The organism is Photobacterium sp. GSS17 (assembly GCF_028621875.1).
Taxonomy (GTDB): Bacteria; Pseudomonadota; Gammaproteobacteria; order Enterobacterales; family Vibrionaceae; genus Photobacterium; species Photobacterium ganghwense.
Window position 1 is genome coordinate 700,112 of record NZ_CP117518.1, and the last position, 18,616, is coordinate 718,727.

Sequence of the window (18,616 nt, forward strand, 5' to 3'; positions counted from 1 at the left end):
CATGCCTCCGGATTAATAAATGTAATGCAGGGTACTCAGCAGTTTAATTTGCAGGCGGGCAAACCAGCCCATCAGGTGGCCATCCGGTACTAACTGGACAGTTGCGCGTGCACCTGCCGGGAGTGGGTTCGGCAGATTGCCTGAGACGGTCAAATGAAGACGCATACGCTGCGCGTCCCGAACCCATCGATTCGACACTGTGGGTGTAGCGAGGCTGCCGTCAGCATTAAACTGACCACTGCTGACACCGGCATCCAGGCTGCTGATTTCAGCACGGTACACTTTGCCCGGTTGGCTATCGAAGGCGATCAGCGCGTAACTGTGATCATCGATGCGGCGCAAACTCTTCTCTCTGAAATCGGCAATAATATCCACTTCCGTGTCGACCAGAGCAACCAGTGGCATTCCGGCGGCAGCATATGTTCCGGATTCAAGCTGCAGGTTGGTAATTGCCCCGTCATGTTCAGCCGTTACCTGGGTATAAGAAAGGTTCAGTAACGCTTGTTCCAGCTGATTTTTGGCAATCTGAACGGCCAGATTTGAATCGTCTGTCGCGCCGCGATTGACTCTCAGCTCCTGCAAACTGGCTTTGGCTGCTGCCAGGTTGGCTCTTGCCGCAGTGGCATCGCTGGTTGCGTCATCACGCTGCTGGCCGGATACACCATTTTTCTTAAACAGCGTATTAAACCGGTTCGCTTCACGGGTTTTCTGCTCAGCAATAATCTGTGAAGCCGCTACACGAGCCTGAGCAGCAGCAATTGAGGCATCCAGTTGGGCATTATTTTTTGTGGCTTGTGCCAGATTCAGACGAGCTTGATCAACGGCCAGTTGAAAAGGGCGCGGATCGATTTCAAACAGTACGTCACCTTTTCTCACCAGCTGGTTATTACGGACATAAATTGCGGTGATTTGTCCGCTGATGCGTGGGGCGACTTTAGTTACTGTCCGAGTCGCCATCGCCTGAGGCGTAAGCGGGATGGTCAGATCAGCAACCAGAAAATAGGCAAAAACGAGGACAAACACGACAATGGAGTGTTTAACCCAACGTGCAAATTTTTGATCGGGAGTCATAAGGCTGTTTCTTCTCTTCTATTTTTTATCGTGGTACATGTGTGATTGGTGCGGTGTGCAGAATGGCCGGTCAGGGGATTGCCGGTGATATTTTTTGTCTGCCTGCTTTCACTCGCATTACTCTTTCCCGTTACTCACTGTTTGAGGATGGGGGGAAGCAAAGTGTCTGCTGGAATCGGTTCATTCATGGCGGTAAGCGCATTGTGAGCGATAGTTTCCAGCACCTCGCTAAACCGCATCAGCTCCTGATCGGAAATATCGGTGAGCAGGTTACGGCGAACCTGCAGAATCCGGGTTTCCATCTGAGCGATGAGCGTGCGCCCTTCCTCTGTCAGGCTGACAATCCGGGCGCGTTTGTCATGGTCACAACAGTGGCGGACGATCAGCCCTTGCTCTTCTAGCTGTTTCAATGTCCGCATCAGTGAGGCCAACTCGATTTCCAGCGCTTCGGCCAGGGTTTTTTGGCTGATGTTGTCACCAAGGCGTTGCAGCTTCCATAACGCTGTCCAGCGAGGGTGCGTCAGACCCAGAGGCGCCAATTCACGATCGGCGACCATACGCCAGAGACGTGACACGCGTGCCAGCTGCTCTGCCAGTGATAAATCCTGAAGAATTTTGAGATTGTTAACCATGGTAATGCCTGAAATGAGTGTGATTGTGATGCGGTAATTACTTAGCCTGCTAAGTAATATAATTTAGTTAGCAGGCTAAGTAAATGGTTTGTGATAAATATCACGTATTTTTATTACCATTATGATTTCAGAATGCAGAGTCAGGCGCACTCAGAGTCAAGTGCACACAGGCGGGAAAAGACGACTGAACAGTAGGAAGGAAAACACTTAAGAAACGGATTTGGAAACTGAAAAGAAAAAGCCGCTGACTGGCAGCGGCTTTTTTGAACGTGTGCTGTAAACTCTTTGGATTTCAGAGTAATAAGCAGCAGCGTGATTATTTTTTCAGTTGGCTGACGCCAGCACGGCTTTTGTTCAGGACAGCGCGACGCAGGCGTGCACGACGCTCTGCATCAGACTGATCGCTCGGGTTGTTTGTACGGCCGCGACGGTCACGGTAAGCGGGTTTGCTGTGCATTTTTTCCAGCAGGGCGTCACGGTTTTTCGGCTCGTAACCAACCAGCTGAATACGGCGAATACGTTGCTTGATTAGGTTTTCAACCTGAACCAGCGTCAGCTCTTCTTCGCGGCTGACAAACGACACGGCATGTCCTTGTTCACCGGCACGGCCAGTACGTCCGATACGGTGCACGTAGTCTTCGGCCAGGAATGGCATATCGAAGTTAACAACGTGTGGTAGTCCTTTTATATCCAGACCACGAGCGGCAACTTCGGTTGCAACCATTACACGTGCTTTACCTTCTTTGAATTCGTCCAGCGCACGGCGGCGTGCACTTTGCGCTTTATCACCGTGGCAAAGAACAGCTTTGATGCCATCCAGTTTCAGCTCTTTGACCAGTTCATTTGCGGTTTCTTTGTAGTTCACAAAAACCAGCACTTGTTGCCAGTTTTTCTTGCCGATCAATTCTGACAGCAGCTCACGTTTACGTTCCTGATCAACAGGGTAAACAACGTGGGCAACGGTTTCTGCGGTAGCATTTTCCGGGCTGACCGAAATGCGTTTTGGTTTTTGCAGGATGTCACCGGCCAGTTTGTTCATCTGGCTGGAGAACGTTGCAGAGAACAACATGGTTTGCGGTTTGGTGCGAATATCACCCATGATCACGCGAATATCACCGATAAAGCCCATGTCCAGCATACGGTCCGCTTCGTCAAAGACCAGAAATTCCAGATTAGCGAGAGAAACGTTTTTCAGTTCCATGTGCTCAATAAGACGGCCTGGGGTAGCGACCAGAATATCGACGCCTTTCTCCAGTTTCTTCTCTTGAGAAGACATTTTAGTACCGCCGTAAATGGCTTCAACGCTGATGTCTGTGTACTTGGTGTAGTCTTCGATGTTCTTCGCAATTTGCGCAACCAGCTCACGAGTCGGAGCCAGAATCAGCGCGCGTACATTAAAGCGGCTACGTTGCTTTGAATTGTCCAGGATCTGCTGAATGATCGGCAGAGAAAACGCAGCCGTTTTACCGGTACCGGTTTGCGCATTGGCAAGAATATCGTTTCCGCGACGAGCGTGTGGAATCGCTTGTTTTTGGATTGGGGTTAATTTCTCGTAGCCGCATTCGGTAAGTGCGCGCACAATTTCCTGAGAAAAGTTTTGTGATGCAAATGACATTCTTATTTCCTAAAGCAGACGTAGCCTGACAAAAATTCGGTCGGTGATTATAGAGGAATAATAGGAGAGTGTGGGGACTATTTTTAGATAAACAGCTAAAAAGTGTCCGTTTATCGCTTATGTCCCCATAATTTGTGCTGGCTAAAGCGCTAGGCAGTACCCAAGTCAGCCTGACCACGATGAACAATCTCTTGTTCTCTGGGATAAATCTCTCAAGCGGCCGTTAAAACGGATTAGCAAACCTGAAACTGATCCGGCTTGTCCGTAATGATATTGTCGACTCCCATTTTGAAAAAGCGGTCGGCTTTCGATGGGGTGTTTAATGTCCAGATTTTTAGGATCAGTCCTGCGGCTTTGATGCTGTCTGCAATGGCTGGAGTCAGTATGTGATGGTCGATGTGAATACTGTACAGGTCCAGCGATTTTAATGAATCGAGGCTGTAGCCGTTCCACACTTCACAAATAAAGCCTCGGCGAACTTCAGGCCATAATGCCTGACAGTGCTCAAGCGCTTCTTTCTCAAAACTTGAAAAAATCAGTTTGTCGACAGGAAAAGCTTTCTGCTGAATAAGTGTAACTACCGCTTTCACCAAGGGTTCAATTTGATGGCGATGGTGGATTTTCAGTTCAAGATTCAGACTCAGGTCCAGTGCTAGGCAAGTATCTAGCAACTCTTCCAAAGTCGGGATAGTTTCGCCCTTAAATGCCGGGCTGAACCATTGTCCGGCATCCAGCGTCTTCAGTTGTGCCATTGTGTGGTCAGCTACTTTTCCTTTGCCGTTACTACAACGGTTCAGTGTTTCATCGTGGAAGACAATAGGAACACCATCAAGGCTTAACTGAGTGTCCACTTCAATCCAGGAAACGCCGGATTCAGCGGCTTTTCTGACACTGGCGAGGGTATTTTCGGGAGCAAGCGCTGCCGCGCCGCGGTGACCTGAAATCATCATAGTATTTTACAACTGCCTTTGAATAAGTACGGATAAGCGCCGTGCCGATATGCCAAGCAGGGGGAACCCCAAAGTCTTCATATATCATACATATCGGTTGGATATGATAAGTATTATACGTCCAGTCACATAAAGGAAATATGACATTCTGCCTGCTGAAGTGATTATATATTGGTAAGAAGGTAAAAGCGTGATGGGGTTGCCAGACAAGGAGGCATGCCAGTGCAGAACTGGCAAGCGGTCAAGTAGGTGTATTAGTCGGGTCGGAAGCAGCAGTTAAATCAGGAACAGAAAGGGGGATGGCGCACAGTGCATTGCTGGCAGCTCTTGTCCCTTTATCGAATCAGAATAGCGTCCCGGTATGTAGGGGAGGACGCGACTGAATCTTGTCCGTCTTCAACTGTTAGTCAACCGATGCCTGTTCCGTTTCCTTGATATTCTTTGCTTGTTGAATATTTGTTGTTTCTTGAACATTTGCTGTTTTTTGGATATTCGAAGTTTCTTGAGCCCTAGGGGTGTCCTGAACATCTGTCATGTCATCGTCGGTCTGGCCGCCGATTGGCACAAAGTACGTACGCTGACAGTGAGTGCAGCGAAACTTTTGCTGGTTACGATGAGAGATGGATTTCTCCCAGAACTGGCGTTTTATTCGTATATCGTGACTTTTCACTCCGCAATATTTACACATGCTGACCTCCTTGTTGCGGCATTCATTACGGCTTAAATATTCGGATTGTTGATACAGGTAGTGTTACGTAATCAACAATGCCTGTGATCTAATACACTTTAGTATGCGAACAATTGCAATTCAATGGCATAAATATGATGTACGCTAGACAAATTTACTTGCTTGCAAAAATGTGAACTGCTGGTAACAAAATGGCTTTGATGATTGAAGATGGATTTCTTGATCCCATCAAGTGAAGCAATACGGTATACTGCGTGATTTCGTCATGCTTTCCGGATACTAACGGTTGTTGCTGTCGTATGGTTGAGCCAAAAGGTTTGTTATACGGTCTGTCAGTCTTGTGTTGTATGGTCTCCGGAAGGTCAGTCTCTATAAAAGGAAACCTTCATGAAGCTGTCTGTATTAGATCAAGCGTTGTTTGACCACCTGTACCGTGATATCCGCGAATTTCGCAGCACTTTTGATTTAGACATTGAGTCGGCTTCGACCTTGAATGAGCAGGCAGATGCACTGCATACGTCTTTGGCTGTGGAAGAGATGACTGAACTGGCGGAAGCTGATTCACTGGTTGAGCAAGCCGATGCAATTGTGGATTCTGTTTATGTCCTGATGGGGCGCCTGGTACACCTGGGTGATAACAAGGTTGAAGCCAATATCGGTATCAGCTATCTGATTGATCTGCTGCTGCAAATTGCTCAGCGCCTGGGCTTTGATTTCGTGTCATGCTGGGATGAAGTTCACTCAAGCAACATGAGCAAAGTGTGTCGCACCGAGCAAGAGTTTGAAGAGACGAAAGCCCACTATGCTGCACAGGGTGTTGAGATTGTTGGTAGTCAGAAAGGCGAGTACATTATCGCTAAATGTGCAAAAGACGTTGATCTGGATGGAAAACTGATCCGCCAAGGTAAAGTATTGAAATCTATCTACTATCGTCCAGCCAATCTGGTTCAGCTAGTGACCCAGTAATACCATTCACTGCCGAAGCGCATTGAATGTGCCCGAGGATTGACCACCTCGGGCAATATCCCACCAAAGTCTCATTTCAAGTCTGAAAGTTATTTTCTTGTTACTTTAGCTCCGAGAGAAAAGTCCGTAGACTATGCACCCATTAAAAGAATTCTAAACGGTAGCAAAAGTCAGTTATGGTCTCTCAAACATCCTGCCGTACGAGGCAGTCACATCCCGGACTTGGCCGTCAGCTTTATCAAATGACCTGGCCCATGTTGTTCGGCGTCTTATCTCTGATGAGTTTTCAGTTGGTTGATAGTGCGTTTATCGGTCAGCTTGGCGTTTTACCTCTTGCTGCTCAGGGATTTACGCTCCCTATGCAAATGGTGATTATCGGTCTTCAGGTCGGGCTGGGTATCGCCACGACATCACTTATTTCCCGGATTCTCGGGCAAGGCGATGAACAACGCGCTAAACAGTTGGGCGGGCTGGTGGTCATTACCGGCGCTATCAGTGTACTGGGCGTGTGCCTGCTGATCTGGGTCAGTCGCGGCGCCATTCTGTCTCTGCTAAGCGCACCTGATGATGTTTATCCTGTGGTTGATCAGTATTGGCCGGTTTGGCTATTGAGTGCCTGGACTGGTGCAATGGTTTATTTCGCCTACAGCCTGTGCCGGGCGAATGGTAATACCATGTTGCCGGGGATCATGATGGTGATCACCAGTCTGCTGAATATTGTGCTTGATCCACTGTTTATCTTTACCCTGGATATGGGATTGGTTGGTGCCGCGTGGGCCACGGTCATTTCCTTTACGATTGGTATGTTGGTGGTGTTCCCTAAGGTGTTACAACGTCACTGGATGAGCTTCAATTGGGAAGGTCTGGATATTTCTGCATCCATCAAAGAACTGGTTCACATCATGGCACCAGCCATGATGAGTCAGCTGTTACCGCCGTTGTCGTCGATGCTGGCAACCAAGCTGGTGGCCGGATTTGGTGCAGCGACTGTGGGGGCATGGGCGCTCGGATCACGTTTGGAGTTTTTTTCAATCGTCATTGTGCTGGCTCTGACGATGTCGATGCCACCGATGGTGGGAAAAATGCTCGGCAGTGGGGATACCGATAAAATTAAGCAGCTGATTCGTCTGGCTGTGAAGTTTGTACTGGGATGGCAGCTGGCTGTTGCTGTTATTTTGTTCGTTACTGCGCCTGTGCTGTCTACATTACTGGCGAGTGAGGCTTCAGTTCAGGGCGTTCTGTTGATTCATCTTGCCTGGGTACCTATCAGCCTGGGGCCGTTGGGTATTTGCATGTTGATGGTGTCAGTCTGTAATGCACTGGCGATGCCGATGCGTGCGCTGTGGATTTCAGCATTGCGTCTGTTTGTCTGTTTTCTGCCGGTTTTGTGGCTGGGTTCGCAATTGGGGGGTATTCCTGGACTGTTCATCGGAGCAACGGCAGGGAATATCCTTGCTGGTCTCATGGCATGGCTTTTCTATCAACGCGGTATCAAAACCATTGAGCTGAAATATGCATCAGCATCGTAATGCTCACAGTGAGTACGTTTTAAAAAGGAACCTGAGTGAATGAACACGTTTAATGTCGATACGCAAACAATGCATTACCTGGATGTCGGCCAGGGTCCGGTGCTGGTTTTTGGTCATAGTTATCTGTGGGACAGCAGCATGTGGGCGCCTCAGGTTGATGTTTTGAGTCAGTCTTACCGATGCATAGTTCCGGAGTTTTGGGGACATGGGCAGTCATCCCCTGCGCCAGCCGCAACCCGAAGCCTCAAAGATTACGCTAAAGACGTGCTGGCGCTGCTTGATACACTCGGCATTGACGAATTTTCATTGGTTGGCTTGTCGTCTGGCGCAATGTGGGCAACTGAAGTCGTGATTGAGGCGCCGGCCAGAGTGACCTCTCTGGTATTGATGGATACTTTTGTCGGTCTGGAGCCTGAAGTCGCGAATATGCGTTATTTTGATTTGCTGAGCCAGGTTGATGAAGCCAAAGGGTTCCCAGATGCTGTGATAGACTATTTCACTGCGATTCAGTTTGGTGATTCTCCGTCAGAATCGCTCAAAGATAGCTTCCGTCAGGCGTTGGCAGGTGCTTCTGAAGAGCAAGCTGCGGCACTGGCTCATGCGGGGAGAATGATTTTTGGACGCCGTGATATGTTTGAAGACGCAGAGATGTTCGTTATTCCATCTCTGATTATGGTTGGTGCGCAAGACAAGGTACGCCCGGTTCTCGAATCTCAGCTGATGCATGACGGCATCACAGGCAGTGAATTTTTTCTGATTCCAAACGCTGGTCATATCAGTAACCTTGAGCAGCCAGAGTTAGTTACCGAAAAACTGTCGGACTTCTTTGCCCGTCACGCGCGCTGAGTGCTTGTCAGCCCGAGAGGCAATAAGTTATATGGACAATGAAAAAAGCAGCCATTTGGCTGCTTTTTTATTTCCAGATGTGGTACTGGGAAACGTGTTTTATGTTCTGGAGCCTTAAGCGACGCAGGTCAAGACTGATGTCGAAGAATAAAGTCAATCGAGTGCTGGTTAAATTCGTCCGGACGTTCAACATTACAGACGTGTCCGCAATCTTTTAGCTCAGTCAAATAGCACTGCTCATGTGTTTTGACTAACTCTTTGACCGGTTTAATAAACATATAGTCGTGACTACCCATCAGATACAGAGTCGGAATCGGGATTGCCCGCTCACGAAAATACTTCATCAACGGATTCACATCCGTTGCCAGTTTAAACCAGCGCTTAAATTCTTTTTGGCACAGCTTTCTGGCTTCGTTAATAAACAGATGCCGTGATTCTTTCTGCGCTTTCTGTGGCATCACAATGTACGCGAACAAGCGGTAGAGCCACATATACGGAATGATGTGTTTGCAAAGATTCCCCGCCTTCACTAAACACTGTGATCGAATATCCAGCCGGGTGACAGCGCCACCTAAGACCATGGTTTTCACTCGGTCTGGTGACAATTCGGCTAACTTACGGATGATGATGGTGCCAAGTGATATCCCGACGAAATGGGCCGACTGAATTTTCAGGTGGTTGAGGACATGCACAATGTCTGTCGTGACCGTTTTGAAGGTATAGGGATTTCTGACAACGTCCTGGAACAGATTGTTAGAACGACCGTGACCGCGCAAATCGAGAAGCAACAGATTGAAATGCTGGCGGTAGGCTTTGAGCTGCTTAAACCAAATAGCCGAGCTGCCTCCGGCACCATGAACAAAAACCACCCACTCCTGGCTGGTTGGATGACGGTAAGTTTTGTGAAACAGTAGGGTACTTGACATCATTTTCCTTCAATAAGTCTGTTGTCGAACTGCATACAACAGGCAGAGGGAGTCTATCACGCTTTCTGGATTGCTGGTGTCAGGTCGTTTTTTGCTTCTGTCAAAATGTGAGGGGACATCAAGAATAACTTGGGTTTGTTAGCGTGCTGGGGCGAAAATAAGCAGCATCTGTAGCGCGAACGTATGTCTGTTGTTGCAAGAAACGGGAAACAAGAAACAAGAAACAAAAAACAAGCAAGCCCGGTGTGGTGCACCGGGCTTGCTTGTCGCTTACAAAATTTCGATTTTATCGACTTCAATTTCCGGCGTTTTACCACCTTCATATTCACCAAACAATCGGACTTTGGTGTTCGCATCGATTTTCTGTGGCAGATGGATGTCGTCGTCCAGATCAACCTGAATCTGTTGTGTCCCGTCGCTGAAAAGGAACTTCTCTGCGCTAATCTGCTTAATGAGATGGCCTTCGACCACTGCATTGTGTTCCGTAAACATATTGGATGATTCCAGCAAAGACGCGACAGTCACTTTTTCTATCGGTCCGGTGTACTGTACCTGCGTGTTGTGAGCGTTGTTGTCCGCCCATACAGCGGCAGAAGAAAGCAGGGCGGCAGTTGTCATCATCAATACTGTTTTTTTCATTGTTAGTTCTCCGTTTGGTGTATGACTGTATTACACACCATGCGGGCTGAATCCATGATGATCCGGTTGTTCAGCTTCCGTTCATTTTTCCATGAGTTATCATCAACATCGTTATTCATAGTGAGTCATTGAACGTGAAAAACGCCACAGAGGCGACATGTAATAAAGTCGCTTCTGTTGCATGTGGTTTCTACTGTGTAGCTATGACAGCATCTTTTTTGACAGCACCGTTAGACGGTACGGTTATGAGAGCGTGCCTAAGCAACGCTTTTTATTGCCAGTGGATAGGTAAAAAACACCAGATGAACCAGATTAAAGGCAAAATGAATAAGTACGGCCCAGAGCAACCGACCGCTCCAGTAATAACAGAGGCCGTATAACACCCCAGCCAGTGTAGCCAGCAGGATAAACAGTGGACCGCCGGAAAAATGGGTGAACCCAAACAACAGGCTGGCGACCACAATACCGACAGGGGCGCTGAAACGTTGAATTAACAGGCGCTGGATATACCCCCTGAACAGGGCTTCTTCTGCGACACAGGTCAGAAAGAGATTGTTCAGAACAAACAGCCACAGCCATTCAGGTAATGAAAACTCGGGGGCAACCAGTCCTAGTCCCCACGCCAGTGCAGGCAATGCGGCAAACAGGCAGACAAGTATCCAGCGCTGAGACGTTGATGGCACGATACGTTGTCCAAGCATTCCCGGCACCAGTAATAGAAGCGCAAAAAATAATAGCGGCTTATCCAGATTCAGGTGCATGTTGAACGGAACGCTGGCTGGCCCCGTTATCGCTTTTTCCACGACTCTCAGGTTCATGAAGCCGGGAACCAGATGCAAGGCCAGCGACAGTCCCCAGAGAATCACAGCAATATGAATGGCAATACGGATGCCTGCCGGAACAGGTCGTCTGAACACTTGGTGGCTACACGCAGCCAGTCCGATTCCGGTGAGACTGAACAGCAGCGCAAACAATGAGATCTTGCCTAATACCACTGCAAGTATGCCTGTTACAGTGAGCAGAAAAGGCCAGCTCAGCACGAGTAGTATCTTGCTGGTCTTGGGCTGTAATTCGGTGGGTTGAGGCTGGATAAAAGCCGACATGATGGCAGTGGCCAGGAAGAGCCAGATCAGGCCATATGGCCATAGTTCGTGAGCATAAAACATAAATAGATGTGTTCCGATACGCGAGCTTATTTAAAGGTTTGTTTTTGTTATATTGCGCTGTTTTGTTCAGGCTGCAGGAATATACATCAGTTAATCACTTAAGACTCAACAATCATGGCAGGATTTTGATGAAAAAATGAAGCTGTAAGGTAAACTCCTTAACATTCGTCTTAGTTATTCTGCAAGCGGGAAAGACAACAGTTTTGTTTAAAGTAAACACTGAGTTAGTGCTGGGCGGAGCCCGGAGCGGGAAAAGCAGTCATGCTGAATATCTGGCGCAGACTTCCGGCCTCGATGTCATTTACATTGCGACGGCTACCGCGGGCGATGAGGAAATGGCTGCCCGTATCGCTCATCATCAACAAACAAGACCCAACCATTGGGCGTTGGTGGAAGAGGCGGTCGATCTGGCGGGAGCGATAAGGCGGCACAGTTTGCCGGATAATTGCCTGCTGATTGATTGCCTGACGCTGTGGTTGACGAATTGTCTGTTTAACGATGAGTTAGCGCTCGATTGGCCGGGCCAGAAAGCGGCGTTGCTTGCTGCGCTGGCTGAGGCGCCGGGAAGAGTGATTCTGGTGAGTAATGAAGTCGGACAGGGAATTGTGCCTATGGGGGCGATGTCGCGTCGATTCGTTGATGAAAGTGGCTGGCTGCACCAGACTATAGCCCGACAGGTGGACAGAGTGACATTTGTGACAGCAGGTATCCCTCAAATATTGAAAGGCGAGGCTTAGCCGTATGGCATCGCATGGAACTGCATGGCATACCTCTATTTTAGGCAGGCTGTGAAAAATTTTGGGCCGGCTGTGAAAAATAGTTACAAAGACTGGAGCTGGTATGGATAAAGGCATAACGACGCGGGTCGATATTTTGCGCCACGGGTTGCCGGAAGGGCATCGTTGTCTCCGGGGACATACGGATTTTGCGATCACCGCCACCGGGCTTGAGCAAATGACTCTGGCCGTCGCAGGGCTGGAAGATATTGAGCAGGTTGTCTGCTCACCGCTGCAACGCTGCAGCCATTTTGCACAAACTTACGCTCGCCGTTTTACGCTGCCGTGTCAGGAAAGCGAATTATGGATGGAAATGAATTTCGGAAACTGGGACGGGCAACCCCATGACACACTCTGGCAGTCGCACGGACAACACCTGACAGATTATTGGGAGAACCCGTGGCAGTCTACACCGCATGGTGGTGAATCACTGCGTGAATTTGACGGCCGGATCGCGGGCGCCTGGAAGCAGCTATTGGCTGATCATGCCGGAAAGCGGATTTTACTGGTGACCCATGCCGGAGTGATGAAACAGTTAATGCGCATTTTGCTAGAGATGCCAGAAAACGCCGGTTATCTGCAGCGGATTGAATTACCGTATGCGGCTCGTTACCGGGTCACAAACTTTACGGATGCCAACGGGCAGGAGTGGCCACAACTTCAATGGCCCAAAGAACAACAATTTTGAGTGAGAAACAGATGCAACCGACTACTCGAGCCCTCATGGTGCAGGGAACCACGTCTGACGCCGGAAAAAGTGTACTGGCCGCCGGGCTTTGCCGTGTACTTGCCCGAAAGGGTATTCATGTCGCGCCTTTCAAGTCGCAAAATATGGCGCTGAACAGTGCGGTGACCCGTGATGGCGGTGAAATCGGCCGGGCACAGGCAGTACAGGCACAGGCATGTGGTATTGAGCCAACCGTGCATATGAATCCGGTACTGCTCAAACCCAATACCGATATTGGTGCTCAGGTTATCGTGCAGGGCAAAGCACTGGCCGACATGGACGCGATAGGGTATCACGGCTATAAGAAGGTCGTGATGGGACCCATCATGGAGTCATTTGGTCTGCTGCAACAAGAGTTTGAAACGGTCATCATTGAAGGCGCTGGTAGCCCTGCAGAAATTAACCTGCGCGAAAACGATGTTGCCAATATGGGTTTTGCAGAGAATGCCGATGTGCCGGTCATTATTGTCGCAGATATCGACCGCGGCGGTGTGTTTGCACATCTGTATGGCACGCTGGCGCTGCTCTCGCAAAGCGAGCAGGATCGGGTTATTGGTTTTGTTATCAACCGTTTCCGCGGGGATATAAAACTGCTGGAGTCCGGGCTCGATTGGCTGGAGCAGAAAACCGGTAAACCTGTGCTGGGGGTATTGCCTTATCTGCACGGTTTGATGCTGGAATCTGAAGATGCCATTGATGTGCAGCAATCAGCACCAGCTGAACATCAATTGCAGGTTGCTGTCCCTGTTTTGACCCGGGTTAGCAATCATACTGATTTTGATCCTTTACGCATGCACCCTCAGGTAAATCTACGATTTGTAGGCAAAGGGCAGCAAATTCCGCCATCTGATCTTATCATTATTCCAGGGACTAAAAGTGTTCGCAGTGATCTTGCGTTTTTGAAATCTCAGGGATGGGACACGCAAATTGCCCGCCACCTTCGCTTGGGAGGAAAAGTTATGGGCATTTGTGGCGGCTATCAGATGCTCGGAGAATCCATCTCAGACCCGAACGGTATCGAAGGTGAGTCAGGCATCAGTGCCGGATTAGGCTATCTTCAAACTTCCACCGTGTTAGCACCAGAAAAACAACTGAAACAGGTAAGCGGTACGCTGACCATGCCCGGACAACATCCGGTGGCAGTGCGCGGTTATGAAATTCATGCCGGAGTAACGGAGGGTGTGAAGGCAGACGCGCCAGTTCGTCTGGCTGATGGGCCGGATGGTCAGTTTGGGCTTGATGGTCAGGTGTTTGGTACTTATCTGCATGGTATTTTTGAGCAACAGTCAGCCTGTGATGCCATTCTGAACTGGGCCGGATTAACCGCGACGCAAACTCCGGACTTTGACCTGCTTCGGGAACAGGGTATTGATCGTGTTGCGGACATGTTGGAAGCGCATATGGATCTTGCCAGGTTGTGGCCACAATGGGCAGACAGATTTCAACGTTAAGGGCGCGTAAATACAAAGAAATGTGACACCGGGCTAACATGTCCAGGGAAGGCTAGCCAGCTCAGACAGAGAGGGACGAGTATGATTCTAGATATATCACCGAGTATCAGAACACCACGATTGTATGTTCGGCCTTGGCACGAGGGTGATTTACCTAGCCTTCACAGGATAATGTCAAACCAGTCTGTCCACACTTATACGGGGGATGCCCCCTGGACAGAAGAGAAAGCGCGCACTGAGCTTGAATGGTATCAGGCAAATAAAATGGGCTGGAAATGGAAAGGCGGCTATTTTAACTGCCCTCTTGTATTGGTGGACTGCGATACCCTGATTGGTAAAGTCGGGCTGAATCCTTACGACGAAAGTGAGCAGGTTGCTCAAATTGAGTGGACAATCAGTGAGGAACACTGGCACCAAGGATATGCAACTGAAATTGGCCGGGCGATTCTGGAATACGCTTTCCGTGAGGGTGGATTCAAACGAATTGTGGGCTTTACGACCAGCCGGAATATGTCTGCGCGGCAGGTGATGAAAAAGATCGGCATGGTGCATATCGGCGATCAGGAGCACAACAACCGGAAACTGTGCGTTTTTCAAATACAGCGGGAGTCGTAGGACTCCCTTTTTGTTTAGCTTGTGTTTTTCCGCATGTTAACGCTTCACCGTCAACTTAACGCTTTAGCGTCATTGTAGTAAATGGCGTCGGCTATGATGCTCTAACTTGCTGAATAACAATGAAAGACTGAAGCACAGCAGAAAATAGCCCGCGCCTACCAGCAGCCATATTTCGAAAATTAGCCCGGACGAGTTCGCGATTTCACTACCAACAAACGTCAGTTCCTGAATGGATATCAACGAGATTATCGACGAATCCTTAACCAGCGAGATAAATTGGCCGGCCAGAGGTGGTACGATCCCGCTTAATGCCTGAGGGAAAATGACATCTCTGAACTGTGACCAGCGTGACAGCCCCAGAGAGTCTGCCGCTTCCCATTGTCCTTTATCAATAGCGTCTATTCCCGCCCGGACAATTTCGGCGATATAGGCCGCAGAAATCAGGCCGACACATAACACGCCGGAAAAAAGGTTTTCCCACAGAGCGGGCGGGCCAAACAACCCGTTCTGTACAAGGTTAACGGATGAAGGAGACTGTCTGAGTATCGACTCAAGTCCCAATAGCGGAACCAATTGGCTGGAAATGAAAAAATAGAAGATAAAGACAAACACCAACGGCGGAATGTTTCGCACCAGTTGGATATAAGCTTGTGCTGGCAAGCGAAACAGCCAGAACGAAGAGCGTCTCGCCAGTCCCAGCAGCAAGCCTAATGAGGCAGCAAGCAGCATTCCCCATAAACTTAAACGCAGAGTGGCAATTAACCCCTGAAAAAAGTAGGGTAGTTCACCATTTTTCCCGTTGGTCAGAATCAGGTTAAAGGCTTTGTCCCATTGCCAGTGGTAATGGATACCAATGGCCGAACGATACCAAAGCCAACCCAAGATAGCCGCCAGAAACGCCAGCAGCAACCAATCCAAACGGTTCAGAGGAATCCGGCGTGAACGTCTTCGGCTCTTTTCCTCTGAGCCCTGGGAAGTCTGATGGACGACTGACTGTTGGTCAGGAGAAATCTTTTTGTGATTCACTGGCATGGCGAGTTATTGCCCTTCGGCAACTTGATCCTGCCAATCCAGCGTTGTGAACCAGAAGTCATGGCGTTCTTTGAGCCAACCATCTTCATTGCGAAGCAGAATCCAGTTATTGAAGAAATTGAGCAGGTCAAATTCACCATGACGAATAGCAAACGCTTCTGAACCACGGCTCAGGCGCTCAGTGAAAGGCAGGTATAATTTATTGCCGTACTGAATTGTCATCTGTTCAGGTTTCGGTGAAGAGGCGAGTACGGCCTGCGCATTTCCGTTCAGCACTTCCTGAAAGGCTTGTGCATCATCATCAAACTGACGTAACTGTGCTTTTGGGAAGTACTTCTTAGCAGTCTGAACGGTAAAAGCCCCACGTCGTACCGCCAATGTTACACTGCGTTTGTTGAAGTCATCTAATGTGGTTTTACCTCCGGCTATATCCCGGTTGGCGGCCAATTGTACCCCAGAGTGCGCGTAGGGTGTGGTGAAGAGTACGCTCATATTTCGCTCAGGGGTAATAGACATACCACCAATGATCACGTCAAATTTGCCCGCCAGTAAGGCCGGAATAATTCCATCCCAGGCCGTTGGGATGAATTCCACTTTCAGCCCGGCATCTTTGGCAAGGCGTCGTGCAACATCGACTTCAAATCCAATCAATTCTCCCTGTTTGTCTCGCATAGCCCAGGGAACAAAAGTCGATAATCCGACCCGTAATGTACCGCGTTCTTTTATTTCAGTCAGCGTGCTCTTTTCAGAGGGAGAGTTTGCGGCCGAAGCCAAAGTGGGTGCAAGCAGTGAGGTGATGGCCACCATCATTAACAGAAATTTTTTCATACTTCCTTTTTCCTCAGTATCCTTTTCGTTGGTCGAGTTATGGCTTTGTTGTTTGTTGTTTGTTGTTTGTTGTTTGTTGTTTGTTGTTTGTTGTTTTGCTTTGTTGTGTTTGGCTTGGCGCTATATAAGACTTCAAACGGCATCGTGGTTTAGGTAACAGTACTGCGCCTAACTGTGCAGCGCCTAACTGCGCAGTGTCTTATAGTGGTTAGGTCAAAATGGCCATTACATAAACAGTAGACGAATTCTAGGGTTAGGTAAGGTAAATTCATTTAAAATCATGGCGTTGCTGGAGAATGGGTGTCATCAGTAAGAGCTGACGTAGCGCCAGTTGCCCAACTAACAAGGTATCGAGTGCCGACAAGACCAATATAACCAACAAGGTAAATAACACCAACAAGATAAGCAAATCATTTCTTAAGGATGTTAAGCCGATGATCTACGCCTTAGATATGTTTTTCAACATGGTTGCGGCGACAGCTTAAAACGAAGGGGAGAAATTTTCTTTCTTATATGCGAATCAGTTTGAAGAGGGGAGAAATTAGTTACCTGATTTGTTTTGCCCCAATCAATTAAGAATAATCGATACCTACAATGGACTTGTCTGTTAATTGGCCTAAATTATCTAATGATTCTGTATGTATTTAGTTGGTTAAAGCTCTAACCCATCGGTGGGTTCGAAAATTGGGTGCAGGTTAACCTCGTTGTGACGTGTGAGATGTGGCACCTGAACGGAGCTTTAGAGATACACTCAAATCCACTTTATTTTGGGGATGATATGTCAGCAAAGGCTAATGAAGAAGCAGCTCAAACAGTATCCCCCCGTCAGTGGTTCGGATTAGTTGTGGTATATATCTTAATCCCTCTAATTTTACTGATATGCGGTGGGGACCTTGGCTGGTGGCAGGCGTGGCTATTTTCTATTCTGATCTTGGCCGCCGGTATCGGTGGACTCATGTGGGCGGAACAACGACATCCCGGATTAACAGCTGAAAGACATAACATTGAAAATATCAAAAACGCAAAAGCCTGGGACCGAGTGCTTGCTCCACTGATGGCGGTGAGTGTCGGGTTTCCTATGGTCATCGTGGCGGGGCTGGACCACCGCTATAACTGGTCCCCCGAATTTTCTCAATGGCTCATCGTAATTGGCTTTATTTTGATCTTGCTCGGATACGCTTTCGCTTCATGGGCATTGGCTGAGAACCGCTTTTTCTCAAGCGTTGTGCGCATTCAGACGGATCGAGGCCATGTGGTGTGTGACAGTGGCCCATATCGGTTTGTTCGACATCCAGGTTATGCCGGAGTTATATGTGCATCGTTCGGTATTGTTCTTGCTTTGAGCTCGGTATGGACACTGATTCCTGCGGCGGTTGCATCAATCATCACGGTGATTAGAACCTTACTCGAAGACCAGACTTTACAGGAAGAGTTGCCGGGTTATCGAAGCTACGCCCGACGCGTGCGCTATCGGTTGATTCCAGGGGTATACTGAAATAGATTGAGTAGTGATCTTCCAGAGCAGAGATTGAGATCCAACAGAAAGAGTTACGCGCTGCCTTACTAAGCTGAATTTTTACGGCCCCAAAGTGAGTCAGAACCTACCACATAGGATTAGACTGCGTAATGGTTTGGCAATAATATGTCCACTCGCAGCTGCACATGAATTTCAGTCAACTCTAGAGAAAATATTATGATTGTAGAAAATGTGCTTCCTGAGTATTACGCAGAAATGCTTGATGTTTGAGAAGACTCAGTCCGAGCAACTCATCACTTCATATCAGAAGAAGATATTGAGTTTTTTAAGCCGATAATCATCGAACAGGCTTTTCCTACTGTCATATTGAAATGCGTAAAGAGTAAAGTGGTTCAATTTTAGGCTTTATAGGTACCTATGATTCAAAGGTTGAAATGCTTTTCATCTTAAACGAAGCCAGAGGTAAAGGCGTTGGGAAGGTGTTGCTGAGATATGCTATTGATCAGCTAGGAGCGACCAAAGTTGACGTGAATGAACAAAATTTATTGGCTGTGGGCTTTTACGAACAGATGGGTTTTAAAGTAACTTCCCGTTCACCAGTTGATGATATGGGTAACCTTTTCCAATTCTGCGCATGGCATTGTAAGACTCGGTTTGTCATAAACAAACTTGCTAGAAGCAA

Annotated in this window: 18 protein-coding genes and 1 pseudogene; 9 read left to right on the forward strand and 10 right to left on the reverse strand. The window is 48.3% G+C overall.

The genetic code is table 11. The features are described from left to right. Positions 1 to 12: 12 nt before the first annotated feature. The 5 genes from PGW97_RS19535 to PGW97_RS19555 all read right to left on the reverse strand — a co-directional run bounded on the left by PGW97_RS19535 (position 13) and on the right by PGW97_RS19555 (position 4,956). Positions 13 to 1,071, reverse strand: a complete 1,059-nt coding sequence (locus tag PGW97_RS19535; RefSeq protein WP_273860499.1) for an HlyD family secretion protein — start codon at positions 1,069 to 1,071, stop codon at positions 13 to 15. Positions 1,072 to 1,205: 134 nt separating this feature from the next. Next, positions 1,206 to 1,703: a transcriptional regulator SlyA gene (slyA, locus tag PGW97_RS19540; RefSeq protein WP_273860500.1), complete on the reverse strand. Its 498-nt coding sequence runs from the start codon at positions 1,701 to 1,703 to the stop codon at positions 1,206 to 1,208. Between the two features lie 316 nt (positions 1,704 to 2,019). Further along, positions 2,020 to 3,318: a DEAD/DEAH box helicase gene (locus PGW97_RS19545; RefSeq protein ID WP_047884426.1), complete on the reverse strand. Its 1,299-nt coding sequence runs from the start codon at positions 3,316 to 3,318 to the stop codon at positions 2,020 to 2,022. Between the two features lie 233 nt (positions 3,319 to 3,551). Next, a complete protein-coding gene (locus PGW97_RS19550) occupies positions 3,552 to 4,265 on the reverse strand; it encodes a glycerophosphodiester phosphodiesterase family protein (protein ID WP_217393200.1) in 714 nt (237 codons plus the stop codon). Positions 4,266 to 4,671: 406 nt separating this feature from the next. Continuing rightward, the gene (locus PGW97_RS19555; protein ID WP_273860501.1) at positions 4,672 to 4,956 is read right to left on the reverse strand and encodes a hypothetical protein; all 285 of its coding nucleotides are present in this window, start codon (positions 4,954 to 4,956) and stop codon (positions 4,672 to 4,674) included. A gap of 387 nt (positions 4,957 to 5,343) precedes the next feature. Here PGW97_RS19555 and PGW97_RS19560 point away from each other — a divergent pair, with 387 nt between their 5' ends. The 3 genes from PGW97_RS19560 (at position 5,344) to PGW97_RS19570 (ending at position 8,297) form a co-directional block, all read left to right on the forward strand. Beyond that, positions 5,344 to 5,922: a nucleoside triphosphate pyrophosphohydrolase family protein gene (locus PGW97_RS19560; RefSeq protein ID WP_047884424.1), complete on the forward strand. Its 579-nt coding sequence runs from the start codon at positions 5,344 to 5,346 to the stop codon at positions 5,920 to 5,922. 176 nt (positions 5,923 to 6,098) lie between these two features. Beyond that, positions 6,099 to 7,451: an MATE family efflux transporter gene (locus tag PGW97_RS19565; RefSeq protein WP_047884423.1), complete on the forward strand. Its 1,353-nt coding sequence runs from the start codon at positions 6,099 to 6,101 to the stop codon at positions 7,449 to 7,451. Positions 7,452 to 7,490: 39 nt separating this feature from the next. Then, positions 7,491 to 8,297, forward strand: coding sequence for an alpha/beta fold hydrolase (locus PGW97_RS19570; RefSeq protein ID WP_273860502.1), 807 nt, complete (start codon positions 7,491 to 7,493; stop codon positions 8,295 to 8,297). Positions 8,298 to 8,425: 128 nt separating this feature from the next. Here PGW97_RS19570 and PGW97_RS19575 read toward each other — a convergent pair whose 3' ends face one another. The 3 genes from PGW97_RS19575 to PGW97_RS19585 form a co-directional block, all read right to left on the reverse strand. Continuing rightward, a complete protein-coding gene (locus PGW97_RS19575; RefSeq protein WP_047884421.1) occupies positions 8,426 to 9,223 on the reverse strand; it encodes an alpha/beta fold hydrolase in 798 nt (265 codons plus the stop codon). 270 nt (positions 9,224 to 9,493) lie between these two features. Continuing rightward, entirely contained in the window at positions 9,494 to 9,862 is a 369-nt protein-coding gene (locus tag PGW97_RS19580) for a YgiW/YdeI family stress tolerance OB fold protein (RefSeq protein ID WP_047884420.1), read from the reverse strand. Between the two features lie 257 nt (positions 9,863 to 10,119). After that, a complete protein-coding gene (locus tag PGW97_RS19585; RefSeq protein ID WP_273860503.1) occupies positions 10,120 to 11,028 on the reverse strand; it encodes a CPBP family intramembrane glutamic endopeptidase in 909 nt (302 codons plus the stop codon). A 203-nt stretch (positions 11,029 to 11,231) separates the two neighbouring features. Between PGW97_RS19585 and cobU the strand changes: the two genes are divergently transcribed. The 4 genes from cobU to PGW97_RS19605 all read left to right on the forward strand — a co-directional run bounded on the left by cobU (position 11,232) and on the right by PGW97_RS19605 (position 14,597). Beyond that, on the forward strand, positions 11,232 to 11,765 hold the full coding sequence (gene cobU / locus PGW97_RS19590) for a bifunctional adenosylcobinamide kinase/adenosylcobinamide-phosphate guanylyltransferase (RefSeq protein WP_273860504.1): 534 nt from the start codon (positions 11,232 to 11,234) through the stop codon (positions 11,763 to 11,765). Between the two features lie 103 nt (positions 11,766 to 11,868). After that, complete coding sequence (locus PGW97_RS19595; RefSeq protein ID WP_273860505.1) at positions 11,869 to 12,492, forward strand: histidine phosphatase family protein; 624 nt, start codon at positions 11,869 to 11,871, stop codon at positions 12,490 to 12,492. 11 nt (positions 12,493 to 12,503) lie between these two features. Next, positions 12,504 to 13,982, forward strand: a complete 1,479-nt coding sequence (locus tag PGW97_RS19600) for a cobyric acid synthase (protein ID WP_273860506.1) — start codon at positions 12,504 to 12,506, stop codon at positions 13,980 to 13,982. 171 nt (positions 13,983 to 14,153) lie between these two features. Then, positions 14,154 to 14,597: a GNAT family N-acetyltransferase gene (locus tag PGW97_RS19605; protein ID WP_053061761.1), complete on the forward strand. Its 444-nt coding sequence runs from the start codon at positions 14,154 to 14,156 to the stop codon at positions 14,595 to 14,597. Positions 14,598 to 14,666: 69 nt separating this feature from the next. On the opposite strand, the gene PGW97_RS19610 is transcribed toward PGW97_RS19605, so the two are convergent. Then, on the reverse strand, positions 14,667 to 15,629 hold the full coding sequence (locus PGW97_RS19610) for an amino acid ABC transporter permease (RefSeq protein WP_273860507.1): 963 nt from the start codon (positions 15,627 to 15,629) through the stop codon (positions 14,667 to 14,669). A gap of 6 nt (positions 15,630 to 15,635) precedes the next feature. Beyond that, entirely contained in the window at positions 15,636 to 16,457 is an 822-nt protein-coding gene (locus PGW97_RS19615; RefSeq protein WP_047884416.1) for a transporter substrate-binding domain-containing protein, read from the reverse strand. A gap of 778 nt (positions 16,458 to 17,235) precedes the next feature. On the opposite strand from PGW97_RS19615, the gene PGW97_RS19620 reads away from it, so the two are divergent. Together PGW97_RS19620 and PGW97_RS19625 are read left to right on the forward strand one after the other, a co-directional pair. Continuing rightward, complete coding sequence (locus PGW97_RS19620) at positions 17,236 to 17,952, forward strand: methyltransferase family protein (protein WP_273860508.1); 717 nt, start codon at positions 17,236 to 17,238, stop codon at positions 17,950 to 17,952. A gap of 198 nt (positions 17,953 to 18,150) precedes the next feature. Continuing rightward, positions 18,151 to 18,580: pseudogene (locus PGW97_RS19625) on the forward strand (GNAT family N-acetyltransferase). Positions 18,581 to 18,616: the final 36 nt, after the last annotated feature.

Coding starts and splice junctions, on each gene's coding strand:
- PGW97_RS19620 (WP_273860508.1), top strand. CDS start 17,236: ATGTCAGCAAAGGCTAATGAAGAAGCAGCTCAAACAGTATCCCCCCGT.
- PGW97_RS19560 (WP_047884424.1), top strand. CDS start 5,344: ATGAAGCTGTCTGTATTAGATCAAGCGTTGTTTGACCACCTGTACCGT.
- PGW97_RS19575 (WP_047884421.1), bottom strand. CDS start 9,223: ATGTCAAGTACCCTACTGTTTCACAAAACTTACCGTCATCCAACCAGC.
- PGW97_RS19610 (WP_273860507.1), bottom strand. CDS start 15,629: ATGCCAGTGAATCACAAAAAGATTTCTCCTGACCAACAGTCAGTCGTC.
- PGW97_RS19550 (WP_217393200.1), bottom strand. CDS start 4,265: ATGATTTCAGGTCACCGCGGCGCGGCAGCGCTTGCTCCCGAAAATACC.
- PGW97_RS19555 (WP_273860501.1), bottom strand. CDS start 4,956: ATGTGTAAATATTGCGGAGTGAAAAGTCACGATATACGAATAAAACGC.
- PGW97_RS19605 (WP_053061761.1), top strand. CDS start 14,154: ATGTCAAACCAGTCTGTCCACACTTATACGGGGGATGCCCCCTGGACA.
- PGW97_RS19565 (WP_047884423.1), top strand. CDS start 6,099: ATGGTCTCTCAAACATCCTGCCGTACGAGGCAGTCACATCCCGGACTT.
- PGW97_RS19545 (WP_047884426.1), bottom strand. CDS start 3,318: ATGTCATTTGCATCACAAAACTTTTCTCAGGAAATTGTGCGCGCACTT.
- PGW97_RS19585 (WP_273860503.1), bottom strand. CDS start 11,028: ATGTTTTATGCTCACGAACTATGGCCATATGGCCTGATCTGGCTCTTC.
- PGW97_RS19570 (WP_273860502.1), top strand. CDS start 7,491: ATGAACACGTTTAATGTCGATACGCAAACAATGCATTACCTGGATGTC.
- slyA (WP_273860500.1), bottom strand. CDS start 1,703: ATGGTTAACAATCTCAAAATTCTTCAGGATTTATCACTGGCAGAGCAG.
- PGW97_RS19615 (WP_047884416.1), bottom strand. CDS start 16,457: ATGAAAAAATTTCTGTTAATGATGGTGGCCATCACCTCACTGCTTGCA.
- PGW97_RS19600 (WP_273860506.1), top strand. CDS start 12,504: ATGCAACCGACTACTCGAGCCCTCATGGTGCAGGGAACCACGTCTGAC.
- PGW97_RS19595 (WP_273860505.1), top strand. CDS start 11,869: ATGGATAAAGGCATAACGACGCGGGTCGATATTTTGCGCCACGGGTTG.
- PGW97_RS19580 (WP_047884420.1), bottom strand. CDS start 9,862: ATGAAAAAAACAGTATTGATGATGACAACTGCCGCCCTGCTTTCTTCT.
- PGW97_RS19535 (WP_273860499.1), bottom strand. CDS start 1,071: ATGACTCCCGATCAAAAATTTGCACGTTGGGTTAAACACTCCATTGTC.